At 61.8% G+C, this 18111-nt stretch carries 14 protein-coding genes; 9 read left to right on the top strand and 5 right to left on the bottom strand.

The genetic code is table 11. The features are described 5' to 3' along the window. Positions 1-65: 65 nt before the first annotated feature. The 3 genes from ACS5Q8_RS23740 to ACS5Q8_RS23730 are packed head-to-tail and all read right to left on the bottom strand — an operon-like array spanning position 66 to position 3191. A complete protein-coding gene (locus tag ACS5Q8_RS23740) occupies positions 66-887 on the bottom strand; it encodes a M23 family metallopeptidase (RefSeq protein ID WP_276194718.1) in 822 nt (273 codons plus the stop codon). 3 nt (positions 888-890) lie between these two features. Then, a complete protein-coding gene (xseA, locus tag ACS5Q8_RS23735) occupies positions 891-2270 on the bottom strand; it encodes an exodeoxyribonuclease VII large subunit (RefSeq protein ID WP_426100176.1) in 1380 nt (459 codons plus the stop codon). A gap of 30 nt (positions 2271-2300) precedes the next feature. Continuing rightward, positions 2301-3191: a LysR family transcriptional regulator gene (locus ACS5Q8_RS23730; protein ID WP_426100175.1), complete on the bottom strand. Its 891-nt coding sequence runs from the start codon at positions 3189-3191 to the stop codon at positions 2301-2303. Positions 3192-3290: 99 nt separating this feature from the next. Here ACS5Q8_RS23730 and ACS5Q8_RS23725 point away from each other — a divergent pair, with 99 nt between their 5' ends. The 4 genes from ACS5Q8_RS23725 (at position 3291) to guaA (ending at position 8003) form a co-directional block, all read left to right on the top strand. After that, a complete protein-coding gene (locus tag ACS5Q8_RS23725) occupies positions 3291-4058 on the top strand; it encodes a sulfite exporter TauE/SafE family protein (RefSeq protein WP_276194715.1) in 768 nt (255 codons plus the stop codon). Between the two features lie 162 nt (positions 4059-4220). Further along, positions 4221-4769 carry a sugar ABC transporter ATPase gene (locus ACS5Q8_RS23720; protein WP_465159486.1) on the top strand — a complete coding sequence of 183 codons (549 nt, stop codon included), beginning with the start codon at positions 4221-4223 and terminating at the stop codon, positions 4767-4769. A gap of 104 nt (positions 4770-4873) precedes the next feature. Beyond that, positions 4874-6343 (top strand): IMP dehydrogenase, encoded by a 1470-nt coding sequence (gene guaB, locus ACS5Q8_RS23715; protein WP_321861888.1) that lies wholly within the window; start codon positions 4874-4876, stop codon positions 6341-6343. A gap of 82 nt (positions 6344-6425) precedes the next feature. After that, positions 6426-8003, top strand: coding sequence for a glutamine-hydrolyzing GMP synthase (gene guaA / locus ACS5Q8_RS23710; protein ID WP_247402671.1), 1578 nt, complete (start codon positions 6426-6428; stop codon positions 8001-8003). An 87-nt stretch (positions 8004-8090) separates the two neighbouring features. On the opposite strand, the gene treR is transcribed toward guaA, so the two are convergent. Beyond that, the gene (treR, locus tag ACS5Q8_RS23705) at positions 8091-8795 is read right to left on the bottom strand and encodes a trehalose operon repressor (protein ID WP_426100174.1); all 705 of its coding nucleotides are present in this window, start codon (positions 8793-8795) and stop codon (positions 8091-8093) included. Positions 8796-9032: 237 nt separating this feature from the next. Between treR and treP the strand changes: the two genes are divergently transcribed. The 5 genes from treP (at position 9033) to ACS5Q8_RS23680 (ending at position 16522) form a co-directional block, all read left to right on the top strand. Next, positions 9033-10475: a PTS system trehalose-specific EIIBC component gene (gene treP, locus ACS5Q8_RS23700; protein ID WP_247402663.1), complete on the top strand. Its 1443-nt coding sequence runs from the start codon at positions 9033-9035 to the stop codon at positions 10473-10475. 117 nt (positions 10476-10592) lie between these two features. Then, positions 10593-12239: an alpha,alpha-phosphotrehalase gene (treC, locus tag ACS5Q8_RS23695; RefSeq protein WP_465159485.1), complete on the top strand. Its 1647-nt coding sequence runs from the start codon at positions 10593-10595 to the stop codon at positions 12237-12239. A gap of 112 nt (positions 12240-12351) precedes the next feature. Further along, on the top strand, positions 12352-13572 hold the full coding sequence (locus tag ACS5Q8_RS23690) for a maltoporin (RefSeq protein ID WP_465159484.1): 1221 nt from the start codon (positions 12352-12354) through the stop codon (positions 13570-13572). Between the two features lie 122 nt (positions 13573-13694). After that, complete coding sequence (gene ptsP, locus ACS5Q8_RS23685; RefSeq protein ID WP_443694502.1) at positions 13695-16223, top strand: phosphoenolpyruvate--protein phosphotransferase; 2529 nt, start codon at positions 13695-13697, stop codon at positions 16221-16223. 2 nt (positions 16224-16225) lie between these two features. Further along, positions 16226-16522 (top strand): PTS sugar transporter subunit IIB, encoded by a 297-nt coding sequence (locus tag ACS5Q8_RS23680; RefSeq protein ID WP_276194710.1) that lies wholly within the window; start codon positions 16226-16228, stop codon positions 16520-16522. A 127-nt stretch (positions 16523-16649) separates the two neighbouring features. Here the strand turns inward: ACS5Q8_RS23680 and mltF are convergent, their stop codons facing one another. Then, entirely contained in the window at positions 16650-18110 is a 1461-nt protein-coding gene (mltF, locus tag ACS5Q8_RS23675; protein ID WP_276194709.1) for a membrane-bound lytic murein transglycosylase MltF, read from the bottom strand. Position 18111: the final 1 nt, after the last annotated feature.

The following is an 18111-nucleotide window of genomic DNA, read 5'->3' as shown; positions in this document are numbered from 1 at the left end:
GCTTAGTAAATGGTTGTTGGCTTGCTTAAATTGCGCAGCCTTTGTTGGCCGCGCAATCGGGCCATTCAAGGTTGGAACGCGCCGATAAAGATCGCCGGATCTACCCGTGCATCGTTCAGGCTGACATTCCAGTGCATATGCGGCCCGGTCGCGCGGCCCGTCGCGCCGACCTTGCCCACCACTGCGCCGCGTGCCAGTGGCTGGCCCACGCTGACGTCGATCTTCGACATATGGCAGAACATGCTGATAAAGCCCTGGCCATGGTCGACGAACACCGTGTTGCCGTTGAAGAAGTAGTTGCCGACCAGGATCACCTTGCCCGCCGCCGGGGTCTTGATCGGCGTGCCGGCGGGGACGGCGAAATCCAGGCCTGAATGCGGATTGCGTTCTTCGCCGTTGAAGAAACGACGCACGCCGAACTTGCTCGACAGCGGGCCGTTGACCGGTTTGTCCAGCACCAGGTTGCTTGGCTGGTTAGGGCTGAAACTGCGGTAAGCCTTGATCTGTACCGCCAGCTCCGCCTCGATGCGTTTGAGCTGCGCCGGGGCGGGGTTGACCTGGCTTTTGTTTTTCAGGGTGATGCGCTGTTCCGGGTACTGCTTGTAACCGACGATAAACGGCAGGTTGCGCCCACCGCTGCTGATGCGTTCGTTGCCCGGTTTGACCGTCAGCGGAATACCGACAATCGCCAGCCAGTTGGCCTGCTCCTTCACCACCAGGAGCGGCTTGCCCTGGTAGGTGGCTTTTGGTGCGGCGGCCGAGGAGCCCAGGTCGACGACTGCAACACCGCCAGGCACCGGCTTGTTCAAGGTCCGGGAGATGTAGCTGTCGGCGTGGGCGTTGACGGTCAGGCACAGCAGCATCAACAGGCTAAATAGACGTGGCATCGATCAATCCAATAACGAAAGGGTGACGGGTGTCAGATGGTTGTCTTCCACCCGCACTTGCAATTGGCCTTCACCGAGGCGCGCGGTCAGGCGCTGGCCGGTGTGGGTCTGCGCGGCATTGCGAATCGCCTGGCCGCGTTCGTCGAGCAGGATGCTGTAGCCACGGCCGAGGGTCGCCAGTGGGCTGACCACTTGCAGTGTCTGCACCTGGCTTTGCAGTTGCAGGCGGCGCGCCTTGAGGCCCTCGCGCATGGCGCGGGGCAGGCGCTCGGCGAGGCTGTCCAGGCGTTGGCGCAGCAAGGCCAATTGGCGGCCGGGGTGTTGGCCGGCGAGGCGCGTTTCCAGGCGGATCAAGCGTTCGCGGCGGGTATTGAGGCTGCGTTCGAAGGCGCGGCGCAGGCGCATGTCCAAGTCATCCAGGCGTTGGGCCTGCTGGCGCAGACGTTCGCCGGGATGGCGCAGGCGGCGCGCCATGCCTTCGAGGCGCAGGCGGTCGTGGGTCAGCCGGTTGCGCATCAGCAGCACCAGGCGACGGTGCAGGCTGTCGACCTGGCGCACCAGGCTGCTGGAGTCCGGGGCCAGCAGTTCTGCAGCGGCAGACGGCGTAGGCGCGCGCACGTCGGCGACAAAGTCGCTGATCGACACATCGGTCTCATGGCCGACGGCGCTGACGATCGGCGTCACGCAAGCATCCACCGCGCGGGCCACGGCTTCTTCGTTGAAGCACCAGAGGTCTTCCAGCGAGCCGCCGCCACGGGCCAGGATCAACGCGTCAAAGCCCCGCGCGTCGGCCAGCTTCAGCGCGCGCACAATCTGCGCCACCGCTTCGCGGCCTTGTACGGCCGTGGGGATGAGGGTGAGTTGCACCTGCGGCGCACGGCGGCGGAACACGCTGATGATGTCGCGGATCACCGCGCCGGTCGGCGAACTGATAATGCCGATGCGCTGCGGATGGGCCGGCAGTGCCACCTTGCGTTCGGCGCTGAACAGGCCTTCGGCACTGAGCTTTTCCTTCAACGCATCGAAGGCCAGGCGCAGCGCACCATCCCCCGCGGGCTCGACGGTATCGAGGATCAGTTGGTAGTCGCCACGGCCCTCGAACAGCGAGACCTTGCCGCGTACCTTCACCGCCAGGCCATCTTTCAAGGCCTGGCGCACCCGTGCGGCGTTCTGCCGGAACAGTGCGCAACGCACTTGGGCGCCGCTGTCCTTGAGGGTGAAATACACATGGCCGGAAGCCGGGCGGGCGAGGTTGGAGATCTCGCCTTCGACCCAGATATTGGTGAACACGTCTTCCAGCAACACCCGCGCACGGCCGTTGAGTTGGCTGACAGTCAGGACCTCGCGGTCCAGGCCCAAGCGGGCGAACGGGTCTTTAATCATGGAAAGAGATCTTTAGTCATGGGCGGCAGTTTATAGGCATTCGCGCAAGGTTTGACAGAATTGCTCCACCAACGCGCTGGGTGCGTGCGGGCAGGCCAGGGCCACGGTACTCAAACAGTCCGGGTCGGCCAGGGGCAGAAAATGCACAGCGGCCGGGGCAATGTCCTGCATCGATTTTGGTAGCAAGGCAATGCCGAAGCCGGCCTGGATCAACTGCAACTGTGTGGTCTTGCGCGACATGACCCGCGCAGGCTTGGGGAAAAATCCGGCACGCATGCACAACTCGGCCGACAGATAGCTCAGCCCGCCGCGCTGGGGATGGGGGACCGAGATAAACGCTTCGTCCCTGAGTTGCGCCCATTCGACCGGCGCCTGGCTGCGCGCTAACGGGTGGTTCGGCGGCACCGCCAGCAGTAGCTGCTCACTGTATAAAGGCACTACATGCACGCCTTCGCGCTGGCGCAGCACTGGCAGGCGCAGCAGGCCGACTTCCAGGCGACCGTCGGCGATTTCTTCCAGTTGGGCTTCGGAAGACAGTTTGGCGATATCCATCGATACGCCGGGGCAACGCTCCAGCCAGGTGCTGATGCCGCGCAACAACGGGCCGCTCATCGGCACGGTGCTCGAATGGCTCAGGCGCAGGGTGCCGACTTGGCCGTTACCCACTTGTGTCGCCATCTCGCTGGCCTTGTGCAGTTCAGTCAGCAGGTTGCGTGCCCTGGGATAAAAGGCTTCACCGGCGGCCGTCAACCGAGGCTGGCGCGCGGTGCGTTCGAACAACGGGGTGTGCAGTTGGTTTTCCAGCGCTTTGATCTGCCGGCTCAGCGCCGACTGCGCGACAAACAGGCGCTCGGCGGCGGCGCTGAAGCTGCCGCTGTCGGCGATTTCGACGAAGTAGCGCAGTTGGCGGGTGGAAATCAAGACTCATGCCTTTTCGAGATGGGTAGAGGGCGTTGAAGATATTAGTCGCAAGTCTTACCGATGGCTAAAGTGATGGACATCTCTTTCAAGGAATTACCCATGAGCCCGGTTGAGCTGATGAGTCAGTGGTCGTTTGGCGGTATGGATTGGCTGGTGATCGGCCTGGGCATTGTCGTGGCCTACATCGTGTTTGGTATCGCCGGGTTCGGTACGGCACTGGTGGCGGGGCCGATCCTGCTGGTGTTCATGCCGCTGTCGAAGATCATCCCGCTGCTGGTGCTGCTGGATTTTGTCGCGGCCTTCGGCAACCTGCTGCAATCGCGACGGGATGTGAACAAGCCGGAGCTGTTGCGACTGCTGCCGTGCATGGCGATCGGTTGCACCTTAGGCGTGGTGTTTTTGCTCAACCTGCATTCGGATCTGTTGCTGCTGTTGATGGGCCTGTTTATCAGCGCCTATGCGATTTACAGCTTGGCGGTGAAGGCTCGGCCGGCGCAACTGGCGGCGGGCTGGGCGATTCCCATGGGCACCGTCGGCGGCTTGTTCGGTGCGTTGTTCGGCAGTGGCGGCTTTTTATATGCGATCTACCTGAGCAGTCGTTTGCCCAAGGACGCCGCGCGCGCCACGCAAAGCGCGTTGATCAGTTGCAGCACCGTGGTGCGCCTCAGCCTGTTCCTGATTGCCGGGGTGTATGCCGACATGCCGCTGTTGCTGCTGGCGGTTTGCCTGTTGCCGGCGATGGCCCTCGGATTGTGGTGTGGGCGCAGGCTGACGCTGCGCATGTCCCGTGAGGCGTTTGTGCGATTGGTGACGTGGCTGGTGCTGGCCAGTGGCATCGCATTGATTGGGCGGTACTTGAGTACTTGACCTGATTTATTCAGGGATTAAGCTGCCTGCCTTCAGGGCCTCTTCGCGAGCAAGCCCGCTCCCACAGTTGACCGCATTTATCCTGCAGGATCGCGGTCGAATGGTGGGAGCGGGCTTGCTCGCGAAGGCGCCAGACGCTACACCGCAGGACTCTCAGGCCCCATGAACTCCCAAAGCATCCTTGTCCCGAAAATCTCCACCTTGCCTGTCCACGAACCCCGCGCCCGGGCGGTCGTGCGCTGGCTGGTGCGCAAGAACATCATCAAGGAAGAGCCGACCACGTGCGGACGCACCGGTAATCGCATGGCTTACGCCCTGGCGGATGGCGCCCGCGCCGTGGTACTGCACCCCGAGGCGCTGCCGTTCAACGAGCCGGTCAATGGCCTGGAAATCATCTACAAGCGTTGCATCTATACACCGGCCAAAGGCTTTCTCGAAGAAGCCGGCTGCCCGGAATGCCTCAAGGAAGTCGGCGAGGCGCTGTTCGACAGCCTGGAAGACTGGATGCCAGGCCACACCGACAACTTCACCTGCCCGCTGTGTGGGCATGAGGATGACATCAACGGCTTTCTGTTCCTGCAGGAATGCGGGTTTTCCAACCTCGGATTCATCTTCAACAACTGGGCGGAGGCGGGTTTCAAGCAGAGCTTTATCGACGAATTTGCCGATTGGTTGGACCAGAAGATCAGTTGGGTCAAAGTCGAGCTTTAATCCATCTATCAGTATTACCAAGTTTGTCAGAGTTTTACGTTGAGACCTGAGGGGTGTCTGAGTATAATGGCGCGCTTCCATTTTCCCGCTCGGGAGCCCCCGCGATGCTGCGTATCAGCCAAGAAGCTCTGACATTCGACGACATTCTCTTAGTGCCCGGTTATTCCGAGGTGCTTCCTAACGAAGTCAGTCTCAAGACCCGCCTAACCCGTGGCATCGAGCTGAATATTCCCCTGGTTTCCGCTGCCATGGATACCGTCACTGAAGCCCGTCTGGCCATCGCCATGGCTCAGGAAGGCGGCATTGGCATCATCCACAAGAACATGACCATCGAGCAGCAAGCTGCCGAAGTGCGCAAGGTCAAGCGTTACGAAGCCGGTGTGGTCAAGGACCCGATCACCATCGAAGCTGACGCCACCGTGCGTGAACTGTTCGAACTGACCCGCCTGCACAATATCTCCGGCGTTCCGGTGCTGCACAATGGCGACCTGGTCGGCATCGTCACCTCCCGTGACGTGCGTTTCGAGAACCGTCTTGAAGTCACCGTCCGCGAAGTGATGACGCCTAAAGAGCGTCTGGTCACGGTCAAGGAAGGCGCTGACAAGAACGACGTGCGCGAACTGTTGCACAAGCACCGCATCGAGCGCGTGCTGATCGTCGACGACAAATTTGCCCTCAAGGGCATGATGACCGTCAACGATATCGAAAAAGCCAAGGCTTACCCGCTGGCCAGCAAGGATGACCAAGGTCGTCTGCGCGTCGGCGCGGCAGTCGGCACCGGTAAAGACACCGGTGATCGCGTGGCGGCACTGGTCGCTGCCGGCGTGGACGTGGTGGTGGTCGACACCGCTCACGGTCACTCCAAGGGCGTGATCGACCGCGTTCGTTGGGTCAAACAGAATTTCCCTGAAGTCCAGGTAATCGGCGGCAACATCGCTACCGGCGCTGCCGCCAAGGCCCTGGCCGAAGCGGGCGCGGATGCGGTCAAGGTCGGTATCGGCCCTGGCTCAATCTGCACCACGCGTATCGTCGCGGGTGTGGGCGTGCCACAAATCAGCGCCATCGCCAACGTCGCCGAGGCCCTCGAAGGCACGGGCGTTCCGTTGATTGCCGACGGCGGTATCCGTTTCTCCGGTGACCTGTCCAAAGCCATCGTCGCCGGTGCTTCCTGCGTGATGATGGGCTCGATGTTCGCCGGTACTGAAGAAGCCCCGGGCGAGATCGAACTGTTCCAGGGCCGTTCGTACAAGGCCTACCGCGGCATGGGTTCGCTGGGCGCCATGTCCCAGGCGCAAGGCTCTTCCGACCGTTACTTCCAGGACTCCTCGGCAGGCGCCGAGAAACTCGTTCCGGAGGGCATCGAAGGCCGTGTGCCGTACAAAGGCACCCTGAGCGCGATCATCCATCAACTGATGGGCGGCCTGCGTTCCTCGATGGGCTATACCGGTAGCGCCGACATCGAAGAAATGCGCACCAAGCCAGAGTTCGTGCGGATCACCGGCGCCGGTATGGCCGAATCCCACGTCCATGATGTGCAGATCACCAAGGAAGCGCCGAACTACCGCGTAGGTTGAGGCTTCCAGCATAAAGTTAAGTAACCGGGGCTGTCTTATGCAGCCCCGAGTTGTTTCTGATTCATTAGACGAGACTGATCTCATGGCCCTCGACATTCACGCCCACCGTATCCTGATCCTCGATTTCGGTTCCCAGTACACCCAACTGATCGCCCGTCGCGTGCGTGAAATCGGCGTGTACTGCGAACTGCATCCGTTCGACATGGACGACGAAGCGATCCGCGAATTCGCACCGAAAGGCGTCATCCTTGCCGGCGGCCCCGAGTCTGTACACGAAGCCAACAGCCCGCGCTGCCCGCAAGCCGTATTCGACCTGGGCGTGCCGGTGTTCGGTATCTGCTATGGCATGCAAACGATGGCCGAGCAGTTGGGCGGCAAGGTTGAAGGTTCCGAGCTGCGTGAATTCGGTTATGCGCGTGTCGACGTGGTCGGCAAGAGCCGCCTGTTGGACGGCATCGAAGACCATGTCGACGCCGACGGCCTGTTCGGCCTCGATGTGTGGATGAGCCACGGTGACAAAGTCACCAAGATGCCGGAAGACTTCCACATCCTGGCCAGCACCCCGAGCTGCCCGATCGCCGGTATGTTCAACGATGAGCGTGGTTACTACGGCGTGCAGTTCCACCCGGAAGTGACCCACACCAAGCAGGGCGGTCGCATCCTGTCGCGTTTCATCCTCGATATCTGCGCGTGTGAAGCCCTGTGGACCCCGTCGAAAATCGCAGAAGACGCGATCGCCAACGTGCGTGCCCAGGTCGGCACCGACAATGTGCTGCTCGGCCTGTCCGGCGGCGTCGACTCCTCCGTGGTAGCCGCGCTGCTGCACAAGGCCATTGGCGACCAGCTGACCTGCGTATTCGTCGACAACGGCCTGCTGCGCCTGCACGAAGGCGAGCAAGTGATGGCCATGTTCGCCGAGAACATGGGCGTCAAGGTGATCCGCGCCAACGCCGAGGAGCAGTTCCTCAACAACCTGGCCGGCGAGTCCGACCCGGAGAAAAAGCGCAAGATCATCGGCCGCACCTTCATCGACGTATTCGATGCCCAGTCCAACAAACTGGACAACATCAAGTACCTCGCCCAGGGCACCATCTACCCCGACGTGATCGAGTCGGCCGGCGCCAAGAGCGGCAAGGCCCACGTGATCAAGTCCCACCACAACGTAGGTGGCCTGCCCGAGGAAATGAACCTCAAGCTGGTCGAACCGCTGCGCGAACTGTTCAAGGACGAAGTCCGCCGTCTGGGCCTGGAACTGGGCCTGCCTTACGACATGGTCTACCGTCACCCATTCCCAGGCCCGGGCCTGGGCGTGCGCATCCTCGGTGAAGTGAAGAAGGAATACGCCGACCTGCTGCGTCGCGCCGACCACATCTTCATCGAAGAACTGCACAAGGCCGACTGGTATCACAAAGTCAGCCAGGCGTTCGTGGTGTTCCAGCCGGTGAAATCGGTAGGCGTGGTCGGCGACGGTCGTCGTTACGCGTGGGTCGTGGCCCTGCGTGCGGTGGAAACCATCGACTTCATGACCGCCCGTTGGGCACACCTGCCCTACGAACTGCTGGAAACCGTCAGCGGCCGTATCATCAATGAAATCGAAGGCATTTCGCGCGTGACGTATGACGTGTCGAGCAAGCCGCCGGCGACGATTGAGTGGGAATGATCCTGCCCTAGCAGATAAATGCTGAACAACAAAACCCCGGCCATGTGCCGGGGTTTTGTGTTTCTGGAATAGGGAAGATCAACGCCCTCATCGCCGCGCGATATCCGAAAAGTAAAACTTATCCAATGTGTGCCGCGACTCGGTGTACTCGAACTGCCGCCCGTCCTGCAAAAACGTCTGGTTGCTCACCACGATCACATGGCTTTGACCCTCGAGGTCGAGGTGCGCCTGGTCGTCTTTGCCGCGGGGCAGGGCTTCGATGGTGCGTTGGGCGTAGCTGATCTGTAACTGCAACGTCTGCTCGATGAAGGCGTAGATCGATTGCTCGGCGATGTCGCGGTCCAGGCCGGGGATCAGGTCGGCGACGAAGTGGTTGATGTCGAGGATCACCCGTTTGCCGCCGATGCGCCGCACCCGTTTGATGCGGGTGATCAGGCTGCCGGGTTCGGCCTCGATGTGCTGCAGCAGTGAACCTTCCAGCGGGAACTGGGTGAATTCGACGACGTCGGTGCGTACGTCATCGCCCAGGTCGGCGTGGGTTTCGTGGAAGCTGACGATGCCGCCCAGTTGGAACTCGATAGGGTTGGGCGACAACACAAACGTGCCCTTGCCGTGGATTTTTTGCGCAAACCCACGTTCCTGCAACTGCTCGATGGCTCGCCGCACGGTGCCACGACTGGCCTGGTAGGTATCCATCAGTTCGGTTTCAGAGGGAAGACGGGTGCCGCGTTGCAGGCGTTCAGTGGTGATGTTGGCAAGCAGATCGGTATAGATCTGGTTGTATTTGCTCATGGGGATGGCTCTGTGCCGCGTTTGCGTTCAAGGCAGGAACCTTAGTGGCACGGCTGGGGTTTGTCTATTGGGCCCGTGGATATCTGTGGCCTGCGGGGCGGCCAGGCCTACAAAAAATAAACAACATGTAACTCGTACAGACGAGTTGTTGCTTTAACTCGTCTGTACGAGTACTTTTGCCTTCGGCGTGCTGCCAATGACTGCCCTCAAATAAAAAAATCAAAGTGGAAACCAAGCATGAGCCACGACTATTCGAACATCGCCCGCGAGATTCTCGAGAACCTCGGGGGCCGCGACAACCTTGAGCAAGCTGCCCACTGCGTGACCCGCCTGCGCCTGGCGCTCAAGGACCCGAGCCTGGTCAACGGCAGTGCGTTGAACCAGGTCGACCTGGTCAAGGGTTCGTTCTTTACCGGTGGCCTGTTCCAGGTGGTGATCGGCCCCGGCGAAGTGGAAAAGGTCTACGCCGCCCTGCGCGAACAGACCGGCCTCGCCGCCGCCACTATCGCCGACGTCAAGAAGAAGGGCGCCGACAAGACCAACGCCATGCAGCGCCTGGTGCGGGTGTTCTCCGATGTATTCATGCCGATCCTGCCCGCGCTGATCATCGCCGGCCTGTTGATGGGCGTGAACAACCTGATGGGCGCCAAGGGCATGTTCATCGAAGGCAAGACGCTGCTGGAGGCCTACCCGAACCTGGATGGCCTGTGGAGCCTGATCAACCTGATGGCCAACACCTCGTTCGTGTTCCTGCCGGCGCTGGTGGGCTGGTCGGCAGCCAAGCGTTTTGGCGGCAGTGAAATCCTCGGCATTGTGCTCGGCCTGATGCTGGTCCACCCGGACCTGCTCAACGCCTGGAACTACGGCAAGGCGGTGGCCGGTCTCGATGGTCAGAGCCTGCCGTACTTCGACATTTTCGGCTGGTTCAAGATCGAGAAAGTCGGCTACCAGGGGCAGATCCTGCCGATCCTGATGGCGGCCTATGTGATGAGCGTCATCGAGAAATGGCTGCGTGCGCGGGTACCGAATGCCATTCAACTGCTGGTCGTGCCGATCACCACGATCGTCGTCACCGGCGTACTCGCGCTGGCGATCATCGGCCCGGTGACCCGTCACCTCGGCATCCTGATCACCGAAGGCGTGGTCACCCTGTTTGACCTGGCGCCAATGCTCGGCGGGGCGATTTTCGGCCTGCTGTATGCGCCGCTGGTGATCACCGGCATGCACCACATGTTCCTGGCGGTGGACCTGCAACTGATCTCCACCCAGGGCGGCACATTTATCTGGCCGATGATCGTCATGTCCAACCTGGCCCAGGGCAGCGCCGCGTTGGCGGTGTTCTACATGACCCGCAATGCGCGGGACAAAAGCATGGCCTCGACTTCCGCTATCTCGGCGTATTTCGGCATCACTGAGCCGGCGATGTTCGGGGTGAACCTGCGCTTCAAGTTTCCATTTTATGCCGCGTTGCTGGGGTCGGCACTGGGCAGCATTTTCCTCTCGCTGAACAAGGTGCAGGCCTCGGCCATCGGGGTCGGTGGCTTGCCTGGGTTTATCTCGATCGTGCCGCATGCGATCCCGATGTTTGTGATCGGGATGGTCATCGCGATGGTCGTGCCGTTTGTTCTGACCTGTGCATTGAGCATGAAGATTGTCCGGCCTGGGTATCGCGTTGCCTGAATTACCGCCTTCGCGAGCAAGCCCGCTCCCACAGTTGAAATGCGTTCCCCCTGTGGGAGGGGGCTTGCTCCCGATGAGGCCGAGCGGCTGGTACAAAATTTTACTGAAGGAACCCCCATGCAAAACTGGCAACACTCGGTGATCTACCAGATCTACCCCAAGAGCTTTCACAGCCACGCGGGTAACGCCACCGGAGACCTGCTGGGTATCGTGGACAAACTCGACTACCTGCAATGGCTGGGCGTCGACTGCCTGTGGATCACCCCGTTCCTGCGCTCGCCGCAGCGCGACAACGGCTACGACATCAGCGACTACTACGCCATCGACCCGAGCTACGGGACCATGGCCGATTGCGACCGGCTGATCAGCGAAGCGGCCACGCGCGGCATCAAGCTGATGCTCGATATCGTGGTCAACCACACCTCCATCGAGCACGAGTGGTTCCAGCAGGCGCGCAGCAGCCTCGACAACCCGTACCGCGACTTCTATATCTGGCGCGACCAGCCGAACAACTGGGAATCTAAGTTCGGCGGTTCGGCCTGGGAATACGAAGCGCAAACCGGCCAGTACTTCCTGCACCTGTTCGACCACACCCAGGCCGACCTGAATTGGGACAACCCCAAGGTGCGCGCCGAGGTGTTCAAGCTGATGCGCTTCTGGCGCGACAAAGGTGTGGGCGGTTTCCGCCTGGACGTGATCAACCTGATCTCCAAACCCGCCGACTTCCCCGAAGACGCCAGTGACGGCCGCCGTTTCTACACCGACGGTCCGAACGTGCACGAATACCTGCAGGAAATGCACCGCGAAGTCTTCGCAGGCCATGCCCTGATCAACGTCGGCGAGATGTCGTCCACCAGCCTGGAACACTGCATCCGCTACTCGCGGCCGGAGTCGAAAGAGCTGTCGATGACTTTCAACTTCCACCACCTGAAAGTTGACTACCCGAACCTGCAGAAGTGGGTGAAGGCCGACTTCGATTTCCTGCAGCTCAAGCAGATCTTTTCCGACTGGCAACTGGGTATGCAGGCCGGCGGCGGTTGGAACGCGCTGTTCTGGTGTAACCACGACCAGCCACGGGTGGTCTCGCGCTTTGGGGATGACGGTGAGCATCGTGTGGTCTCGGCCAAGATGCTCGCCACGGCGCTGCACTTCCTGCAGGGCACGCCGTATGTGTATCAGGGCGAAGAGTTGGGTATGACCAATCCGGGCTTCGACAAGATCGAACAGTACCGCGATGTCGAAACCCTCAACATCTACCGCCTCAAACGTGATGCCGGTGAGTCCGAGGCGTCGAGCATGGCGGCGATCATGCAGAAGTCGCGGGACAACGGGCGCACGCCGATGCAGTGGAATGCCCACAAGCATGCCGGTTTCAGTAGCGGTGAACCGTGGATCGGCATCCCGGCCAATGCGGCGCAGATCAATGTCGACAGCCAACGGGATGACCCGGATTCGGTGCTGCATCACTACCGCAGCCTGATTGCCCTGCGTCGCCAGGAGCCGCTGATTCAAGACGGCGTTTATCGCGAATTGTTGCAGGACCATCTCCAGGTCTGGGCCTACCTGCGCGAAGGCCATGGCGAGCGCCTGCTGGTGCTGAACAACTTCTACGGCAAACCCTGCGAAATCCGGCTGCCCGACAACGTCCTCAACGCAACGACGCGGCAGCGCCTGCTGATCAGCAACTACCCCGATTGCCAGGCAAGCACGGGCACGCTGGCGTTGCGGCCTTACGAATCCTTCGTGCTGCACCTCAAGGACTGACGCCTGGAGCGTTGTAGCAACGGCCGAGCGCGACGCTAAGCAGGAGATTAATTCCCCGTGTGGGAGCACCGGGCGCTTCACAAAAAACATAATAAAAATATCGGAGTACTGCATGAAAAAAACAATAAAGCTGGGCCTAGTGGCGTCGTGTCTGAGCTTGCCGTTCGGCGCTCAGGCCCTGGAGTTTTCCGGTTACTTGCGCAGCGGCGCGGGGACTTCAACCGGCAGTGGCAAGCAGCAGTGTTTCCAACTGCCGGGCGCGCAAACCAAATACCGTTTGGGCAACGAATGCGAACAGTACGGCGAACTGGAGCTGCGCCAGGACCTGCTGACCCTCGACGACGGCTCCGTGCTCAGCGTCGACGCCATGGCTTCTCTCTACAACAAGTACGACCGCGCGCTTAAATTCCAGGGCGAAGACAACGGCTCGGCGCGCATGCCGCAGATGTATGCACAGTGGTCCAACCTGCCCAGCCTCAACGGCGGCTCACTGTGGGCGGGGCGGCGTTACTACAAACGTAACGACATCCATATCTCCGACTTCTACTACTGGAACCAGAGCGCCACGGGCGGTGGCATCGAGGACGTACTGATTGGCGACCTGAAATACGGCTACGCGCTTTCGCGCAAGGACAACCTGTACCAGAAGGAATACGCGACCCGTCACGACTTCAACGTGGCCGGCTTCAAGACCAACCCCGGCGGCGAGCTGGAACTGGGCTTGAGCTACATCGAAAAAGCCGGAGGGCGTGACGCCAACAGCGGTTGGGCGCTGACCGCGCAACATGTGCAAACACCGTTCCTCGGCGGCAAGAACAAGTTCGCCCTGCAGTACGGCGAAGGCCCCGGCACCGGCCTCGGCTACACCGGCAATACCGCCCTGGATAGCAGCAGCAAAAGCTACCGCGCCGTGGAGTTCTTCGACTGGCAGCTCACTCCGCGTTTCGGTGGGCAGATCGAGGCGGTGTACCAGAAGGATATTCGCCCCGGCAGCCAGGACCAGACCTGGATGTCCATCGGTGTGCGCCCGGCATATGCGATCAGTGAACAGTTCAAACTGGTCACCGAGCTTGGCCATGATCAGGTCGACGCTACAGGCGGTACACGCAAGCTGAGCAAATTCACCTTTGCCCCGACCTGGTCGCCCAAGGGCCCGGAGTTCTGGGCGCGCCCGGAAGTGCGTCTGTACTACACCTATGCGACCTGGAACGAAGCGGCCAAGCGCGCGGCGAATGAGCTGGCGGCGGGATCGGCGTTGTCCGACACCGGCGCCTACGGCACTGCGCGGCATGGCTCGAACGTCGGTGTGCAAGTCGAGTACTGGTGGAAGTGAATCTTCGGATGTAGACAGGCTTAAATGTGGGAGGGGGCAAGCCCCTCCCACATTTGATCTTTGTCACCTCGGGATTTGTATCCACCCAATGATTTTTACAGAACAAAACAGCAGGTGACGTCATGACCGCAACTCAACCCCTGGAATTGCTTGCGCCCTTGTCGGGTGTGCTGCTGGCACTGGACAAGGTCCCCGACCCGGTGTTCTCCAGCCGCCTGATCGGCGACGGCCTGTGCATCGATCCCACCTCGCCGACCCTCTGCGCGCCATTGACCGGAGTGATCAGCAATATCCAGGAGAGTGGCCATGCGGTGAGCATTACCGACGACAACGGCGTCCAGGTGCTGCTGCATATCGGCCTGGACACCGTGAACCTGGCGGGCAAGGGCTTCAGCCGATTGGTCGAGGAAGGCCAGCGGGTGGTGGCCGGGCAGCCGCTGATCGAGTTCGACGCCGACTACGTTGCGCTCAACGCCCGCAGCCTGCTGACCTTGATGCTAGTGGTCAGCGGCGAGCCGTTTGCGCTACTGGCGCCGGCCAGCGGCCTGGTCGCGGTGGGCCAGCCGCTGTTGCGCCTGTCTCCAGGTGAGGCGGCAGAAACAGTGGACGAGGAGGGCGATGCGCTGTTCTCCAAGCCGCTGACGTTGCCCAATACCAACGGTTTGCACGCCCGCCCGGCGGCGGTGTTTGCCCAGGCGGCGAAGGGGTTCAATGCCAGCATCTATTTGCACAAGCAAATCCAGAGTGCCAACGCCAAGTCGCTGGTGGCGATCATGGCGCTGCAAACCGTGCAGGGCGACACCTTGCAGGTGAGCGCGGCGGGAGCGGATGCCAGCGCGGCGATCAAGGCCTTGGTGGCGCTGTTGGCCGAGGGGTGCGGCGAGACGATCGCGACGCTGGTCGAGGAGGCTGCGCCGCTTGCGTCTGTGTCATCCGCGAGGGTGTTGCGGGGCGTGTGTGCGTCGCCGGGCTCGGCGTTTGGTCAGGTGGTCCAGGTGGCGGAGCCGGCGCTGAGCATTCCCGAAGCGGGGGGCGGCGAAGCACTCGAACGCGCGGCGTTGGGGCGTGGCTTGCTGGCTGCAACCGAGGCCTTGCAAGCGCTGCAGGCCAAGGCGGTCGGCAGTGCCCAGGCGCAGATCTTCCGTGCCCATCAGGAACTGCTCGAAGACCCGACCCTGCTGGAGCACGCCCACTGCCTGCTAGCCGAGGGCAAAAGCGCCGCCTTTGCCTGGAACAACGCCACGCTCGCCACCGCCAAACTGTTCCAGGGCCTGGGCAATGCCCTGCTCGCCGAACGTGCGGCGGACTTGGCCGACGTCGGCCAGCGCGTGCTGAAACTGCTTCTCGGCATTCAGGATCGCGCATGGGAACTGCCTGAACGCGCGATCCTGATCGCTGAGCAACTGACGCCGTCGCAAACCGCCAGCCTCGATACGCACAAGGTGCTCGGGTTTGTCACCGTCGGCGGCGGCGCGACCAGCCACGTCGCGATCCTTGCTCGTGCGCTGGGGCTGCCGGCGATTTGCGGGGTGCCGCCGCAGGTGTTGGCGCTGGCCAATGGTCAACAGGTGCTGCTGGATGCCGACAAGGGCGAGCTGCACCTGAACCCGGACCTGGCCGAGATAGAGCAATTGCAGGCCACTCGCCGGGAGCAAGTGCTGCGGCACCAACGCGACGTCGCGCAGGCGTGCCTGGCGGCCATCACCCGCGACGGTCATCATGTCGAAGTCACGGCCAACGTCGCGTCGCTTCAGGAGGTCGAGCAATCCCTGAGCCTGGGCGGCGAAGGCGTGGGCCTGCTGCGTTCGGAGTTCCTCTACCTGGACCGCCATCGCGCGCCGAGCCCCGAAGAGCAAGCCGGCACCTACAGCGCCATCGCCCGCGCGCTGGGCCCGGAGCGCAACCTGGTGGTGCGCACGTTGGACGTCGGCGGTGACAAACCCTTGGCCTATGTGCCGATGGACGCCGAGACCAACCCGTTCCTGGGCCTGCGCGGTATTCGCCTGTGCCTGGAGCGCCCCGAATTGCTGCGCGAACAGTTCCGCGCAATCCTCGCCAGTGCCGGGCTGACGCGGCTGCATATCATGCTGCCGATGGTCAGCCTGCTCTCGGAGCTGCACCTGGCGCGCACGATTCTTGAAGAGGAAGCATCGGCCCTTGGGCTTACCGAGCTGCCGAAGTTGGGCATCATGATCGAGGTGCCGTCTGCGGCCTTGATGGCGGATGTATTCGCGCCCCATGTGGACTTCTTCTCCATCGGCACCAACGACCTGACCCAATACACCCTGGCGATGGACCGCGACCACCCACGCTTGGCCAGCCAGGCCGACAGCTTTCACCCGGCGGTGCTGCGCCTGATCGCCACCACCGTCAAGGCCGCCCATGCCCACGGCAAGTGGGTCGGCGTGTGCGGGGCGCTGGCGTCTGAAACGTTGGCGGTGCCGGTGTTGATCGGGTTGGGGGTGGACGAACTGTCGGTCAGCGTGCCGCTGATCCCGTCCATCAAGGCCACCGTGCGCGAGCTGGACCTGGCGGACTGCCAGATCATCGCCCGTCAGGTGCTGGGCCTGGAAGAAGCTGCGCAAGTACGCGAGGCCTTGCGCCTGTACCACGCGGCCACCGTTGAAACCTCACCTGTCGTGGAGCACTGAGCATGTTCGAGAAATTGCAGCGGGCGTTCTGGAAAGCCCTGACCCCGGACTTGATCGCCGAGACCGTCGCTGCGCCTGTGCCAGCGGGGGAGAACCTGTTGTCCGCCGACGTGCTGAATGCCCTCGGTGGCGCGGATAACCTCAAGTCGCAACAACGCGTGGCGCTGACGCGAGTGCGTGTGCAACTGCAGGATGCGGCACGGGTGGATGCGGCGGCGTTAAAGGCGGCGGGAGTGTCGGGAGTGATGGTGCTGGCGGGTGGGATCGTGCATCTGATCACCGGTCTCCAAGGCCAGTAGCGAGTCAAATGTGGGAGGGGGCTTGCTCCCGATGGCGGTGGGTCAGTTATAGACAAGCTGACTGTCACACCGCTATCGGGGGCAAGCCCCCTCCCACATTGGGCGGTGGTGTTTGGGGGCATCGGGTTTACAGCTGCGGGTTCTCTTCCGGCGGCTTGGTCTTGTTCACCCCAGGCACATGCAGGTTGCCTTCGACCACCTGGTTGCCTTCCAGCTGTGGCTGGGTCACCCAGGTAAGGATGTCGTAGTAGCGCCGGATGTTCGCCACAAAATGCACCGGCTCGCCGCCCCGGGCATAGCCGTAGCGGGTCTTGCTGTACCACTGCTTCTGCGACAGGCGTGGCAGCATCTTTTTTACGTCCAGCCACTTGTTCGGGTTCAGGCCGTCCTTCTGCGCCAGCTTGCGTGCGTCGTCCAGATGCCCGGTGCCCACGTTATAAGCAGCCAGGGCAAACCAGGTGCGATCCGGCTCGGCGATATCGTCGTCCAACTCATCCTTGATCTTGGCCAGGTACTTGGCGCCGCCCATGATGCTTTGCTTGGCGTCCAGGCGGTTGGATACGCCCATCGCCTGGGCGGTGTTCTGGGTCAGCATCATCAGGCCGCGCACGCCGGTCTTGGAGGTGACCGCGGGTTGCCAGAGTGATTCCTGATAGCCAATGGCGGCTAACAGGCGCCAGTCGACCTTTTCTTCCTTGGCGTAGGCCTTGAAGTGTTTCTCGTACTTGGGCAGGCGCTGCTGCAAGTGCTGGGCGAAAGTATAGGCGCCCATGTAGCCGAGCACGTCGACGTGCCCGTAGTAGCGATCTTTCAGGCGTTGCAAGGTGCCGTTCTTGCCGACCTTGTCCAGGTAGCTGTTGACCTCGTTGAGCAGGCTGTTGTCTTCGCCGGCGGCCACGGCCCAGCTCTGGTTGCTGGCATTGCCGAGGTCGAACGCCACGCGCACGTTGGGGAAGTACACCTGGTTCATCGCCACTTCGTTGGAGTCCACCAGGGTCAGGTCGATCTGGCCCTCGTCGACCATGCGCAGCAGGTCGACCACCTCAACGGCGTCGGATTCTTCGTATTCGATCGCAGGGTTCTGCTTTTTAAGCTCCGCCAGTTGTTCGGCGTGGGTGCTGCCCTTGAGCACTATGATCTTCTTGCCCGCCAGGTCCGCCGCGTTGGTGGGGCGCGACTGGCCGTTGCGGTAGATGATCTGCGGGGTGACTTCCAGGTACGGGTGGGAGAAGCGTACCTGCTGCTTGCGTTGCTCGCTGCTGACCAAACCGGCGGCGGCGAGCACCGGGCCGTTGGGTTTGCCGAGCTGGCCGAACAGGTCGTCGAGGTTGTCGGCGGTCTCGATTTCCAGTTTCACCCCCAGGTCGTCGGCAAAGCGCTTGACCAATTCGTATTCGAAACCGGTTTCACCGTTGCGGTCCTGGAAATACGTGGCCGGGCTGTTCCGGGTAATCACCCGCAATACGCCATCCTCCTTGATTCGCTCGAGCGTGCTGGGTTTATCAACACAGGCGCTGAGCATCAGGAAGAGTCCGGTTGCGATGAGCCATTTGGCGCATCGCGGGCGTAAAGCAGTTGGGGAGAACATC

It is taken from the genome of Pseudomonas sp. PAMC25584, assembly GCF_058135675.1.
Note: the sequence above shows the minus strand (reverse complement) of the source record. Positions and strands in the feature narration are given on the sequence as shown.

Excerpts from the sequence above, each read along its gene's own strand:
- ACS5Q8_RS23740 (WP_276194718.1), bottom strand. The coding sequence starts at position 887 with ATGCCACGTCTATTTAGCCTGTTGATGCTGCTGTGCCTGACCGTCAAC.
- xseA (WP_426100176.1), bottom strand. The coding sequence starts at position 2,270 with ATGATTAAAGACCCGTTCGCCCGCTTGGGCCTGGACCGCGAGGTCCTG.
- ACS5Q8_RS23725 (WP_276194715.1), top strand. The coding sequence starts at position 3,291 with ATGAGCCCGGTTGAGCTGATGAGTCAGTGGTCGTTTGGCGGTATGGAT.
- ACS5Q8_RS23720 (WP_465159486.1), top strand. The coding sequence starts at position 4,221 with ATGAACTCCCAAAGCATCCTTGTCCCGAAAATCTCCACCTTGCCTGTC.
- guaB (WP_321861888.1), top strand. The coding sequence starts at position 4,874 with ATGCTGCGTATCAGCCAAGAAGCTCTGACATTCGACGACATTCTCTTA.
- guaA (WP_247402671.1), top strand. The coding sequence starts at position 6,426 with ATGGCCCTCGACATTCACGCCCACCGTATCCTGATCCTCGATTTCGGT.
- treR (WP_426100174.1), bottom strand. The coding sequence starts at position 8,795 with ATGAGCAAATACAACCAGATCTATACCGATCTGCTTGCCAACATCACC.
- treP (WP_247402663.1), top strand. The coding sequence starts at position 9,033 with ATGAGCCACGACTATTCGAACATCGCCCGCGAGATTCTCGAGAACCTC.
- treC (WP_465159485.1), top strand. The coding sequence starts at position 10,593 with ATGCAAAACTGGCAACACTCGGTGATCTACCAGATCTACCCCAAGAGC.
- ACS5Q8_RS23690 (WP_465159484.1), top strand. The coding sequence starts at position 12,352 with ATGAAAAAAACAATAAAGCTGGGCCTAGTGGCGTCGTGTCTGAGCTTG.
- ptsP (WP_443694502.1), top strand. The coding sequence starts at position 13,695 with ATGACCGCAACTCAACCCCTGGAATTGCTTGCGCCCTTGTCGGGTGTG.
- ACS5Q8_RS23680 (WP_276194710.1), top strand. The coding sequence starts at position 16,226 with ATGTTCGAGAAATTGCAGCGGGCGTTCTGGAAAGCCCTGACCCCGGAC.
- mltF (WP_276194709.1), bottom strand. The coding sequence starts at position 18,110 with ATGTTCTCCCCAACTGCTTTACGCCCGCGATGCGCCAAATGGCTCATC.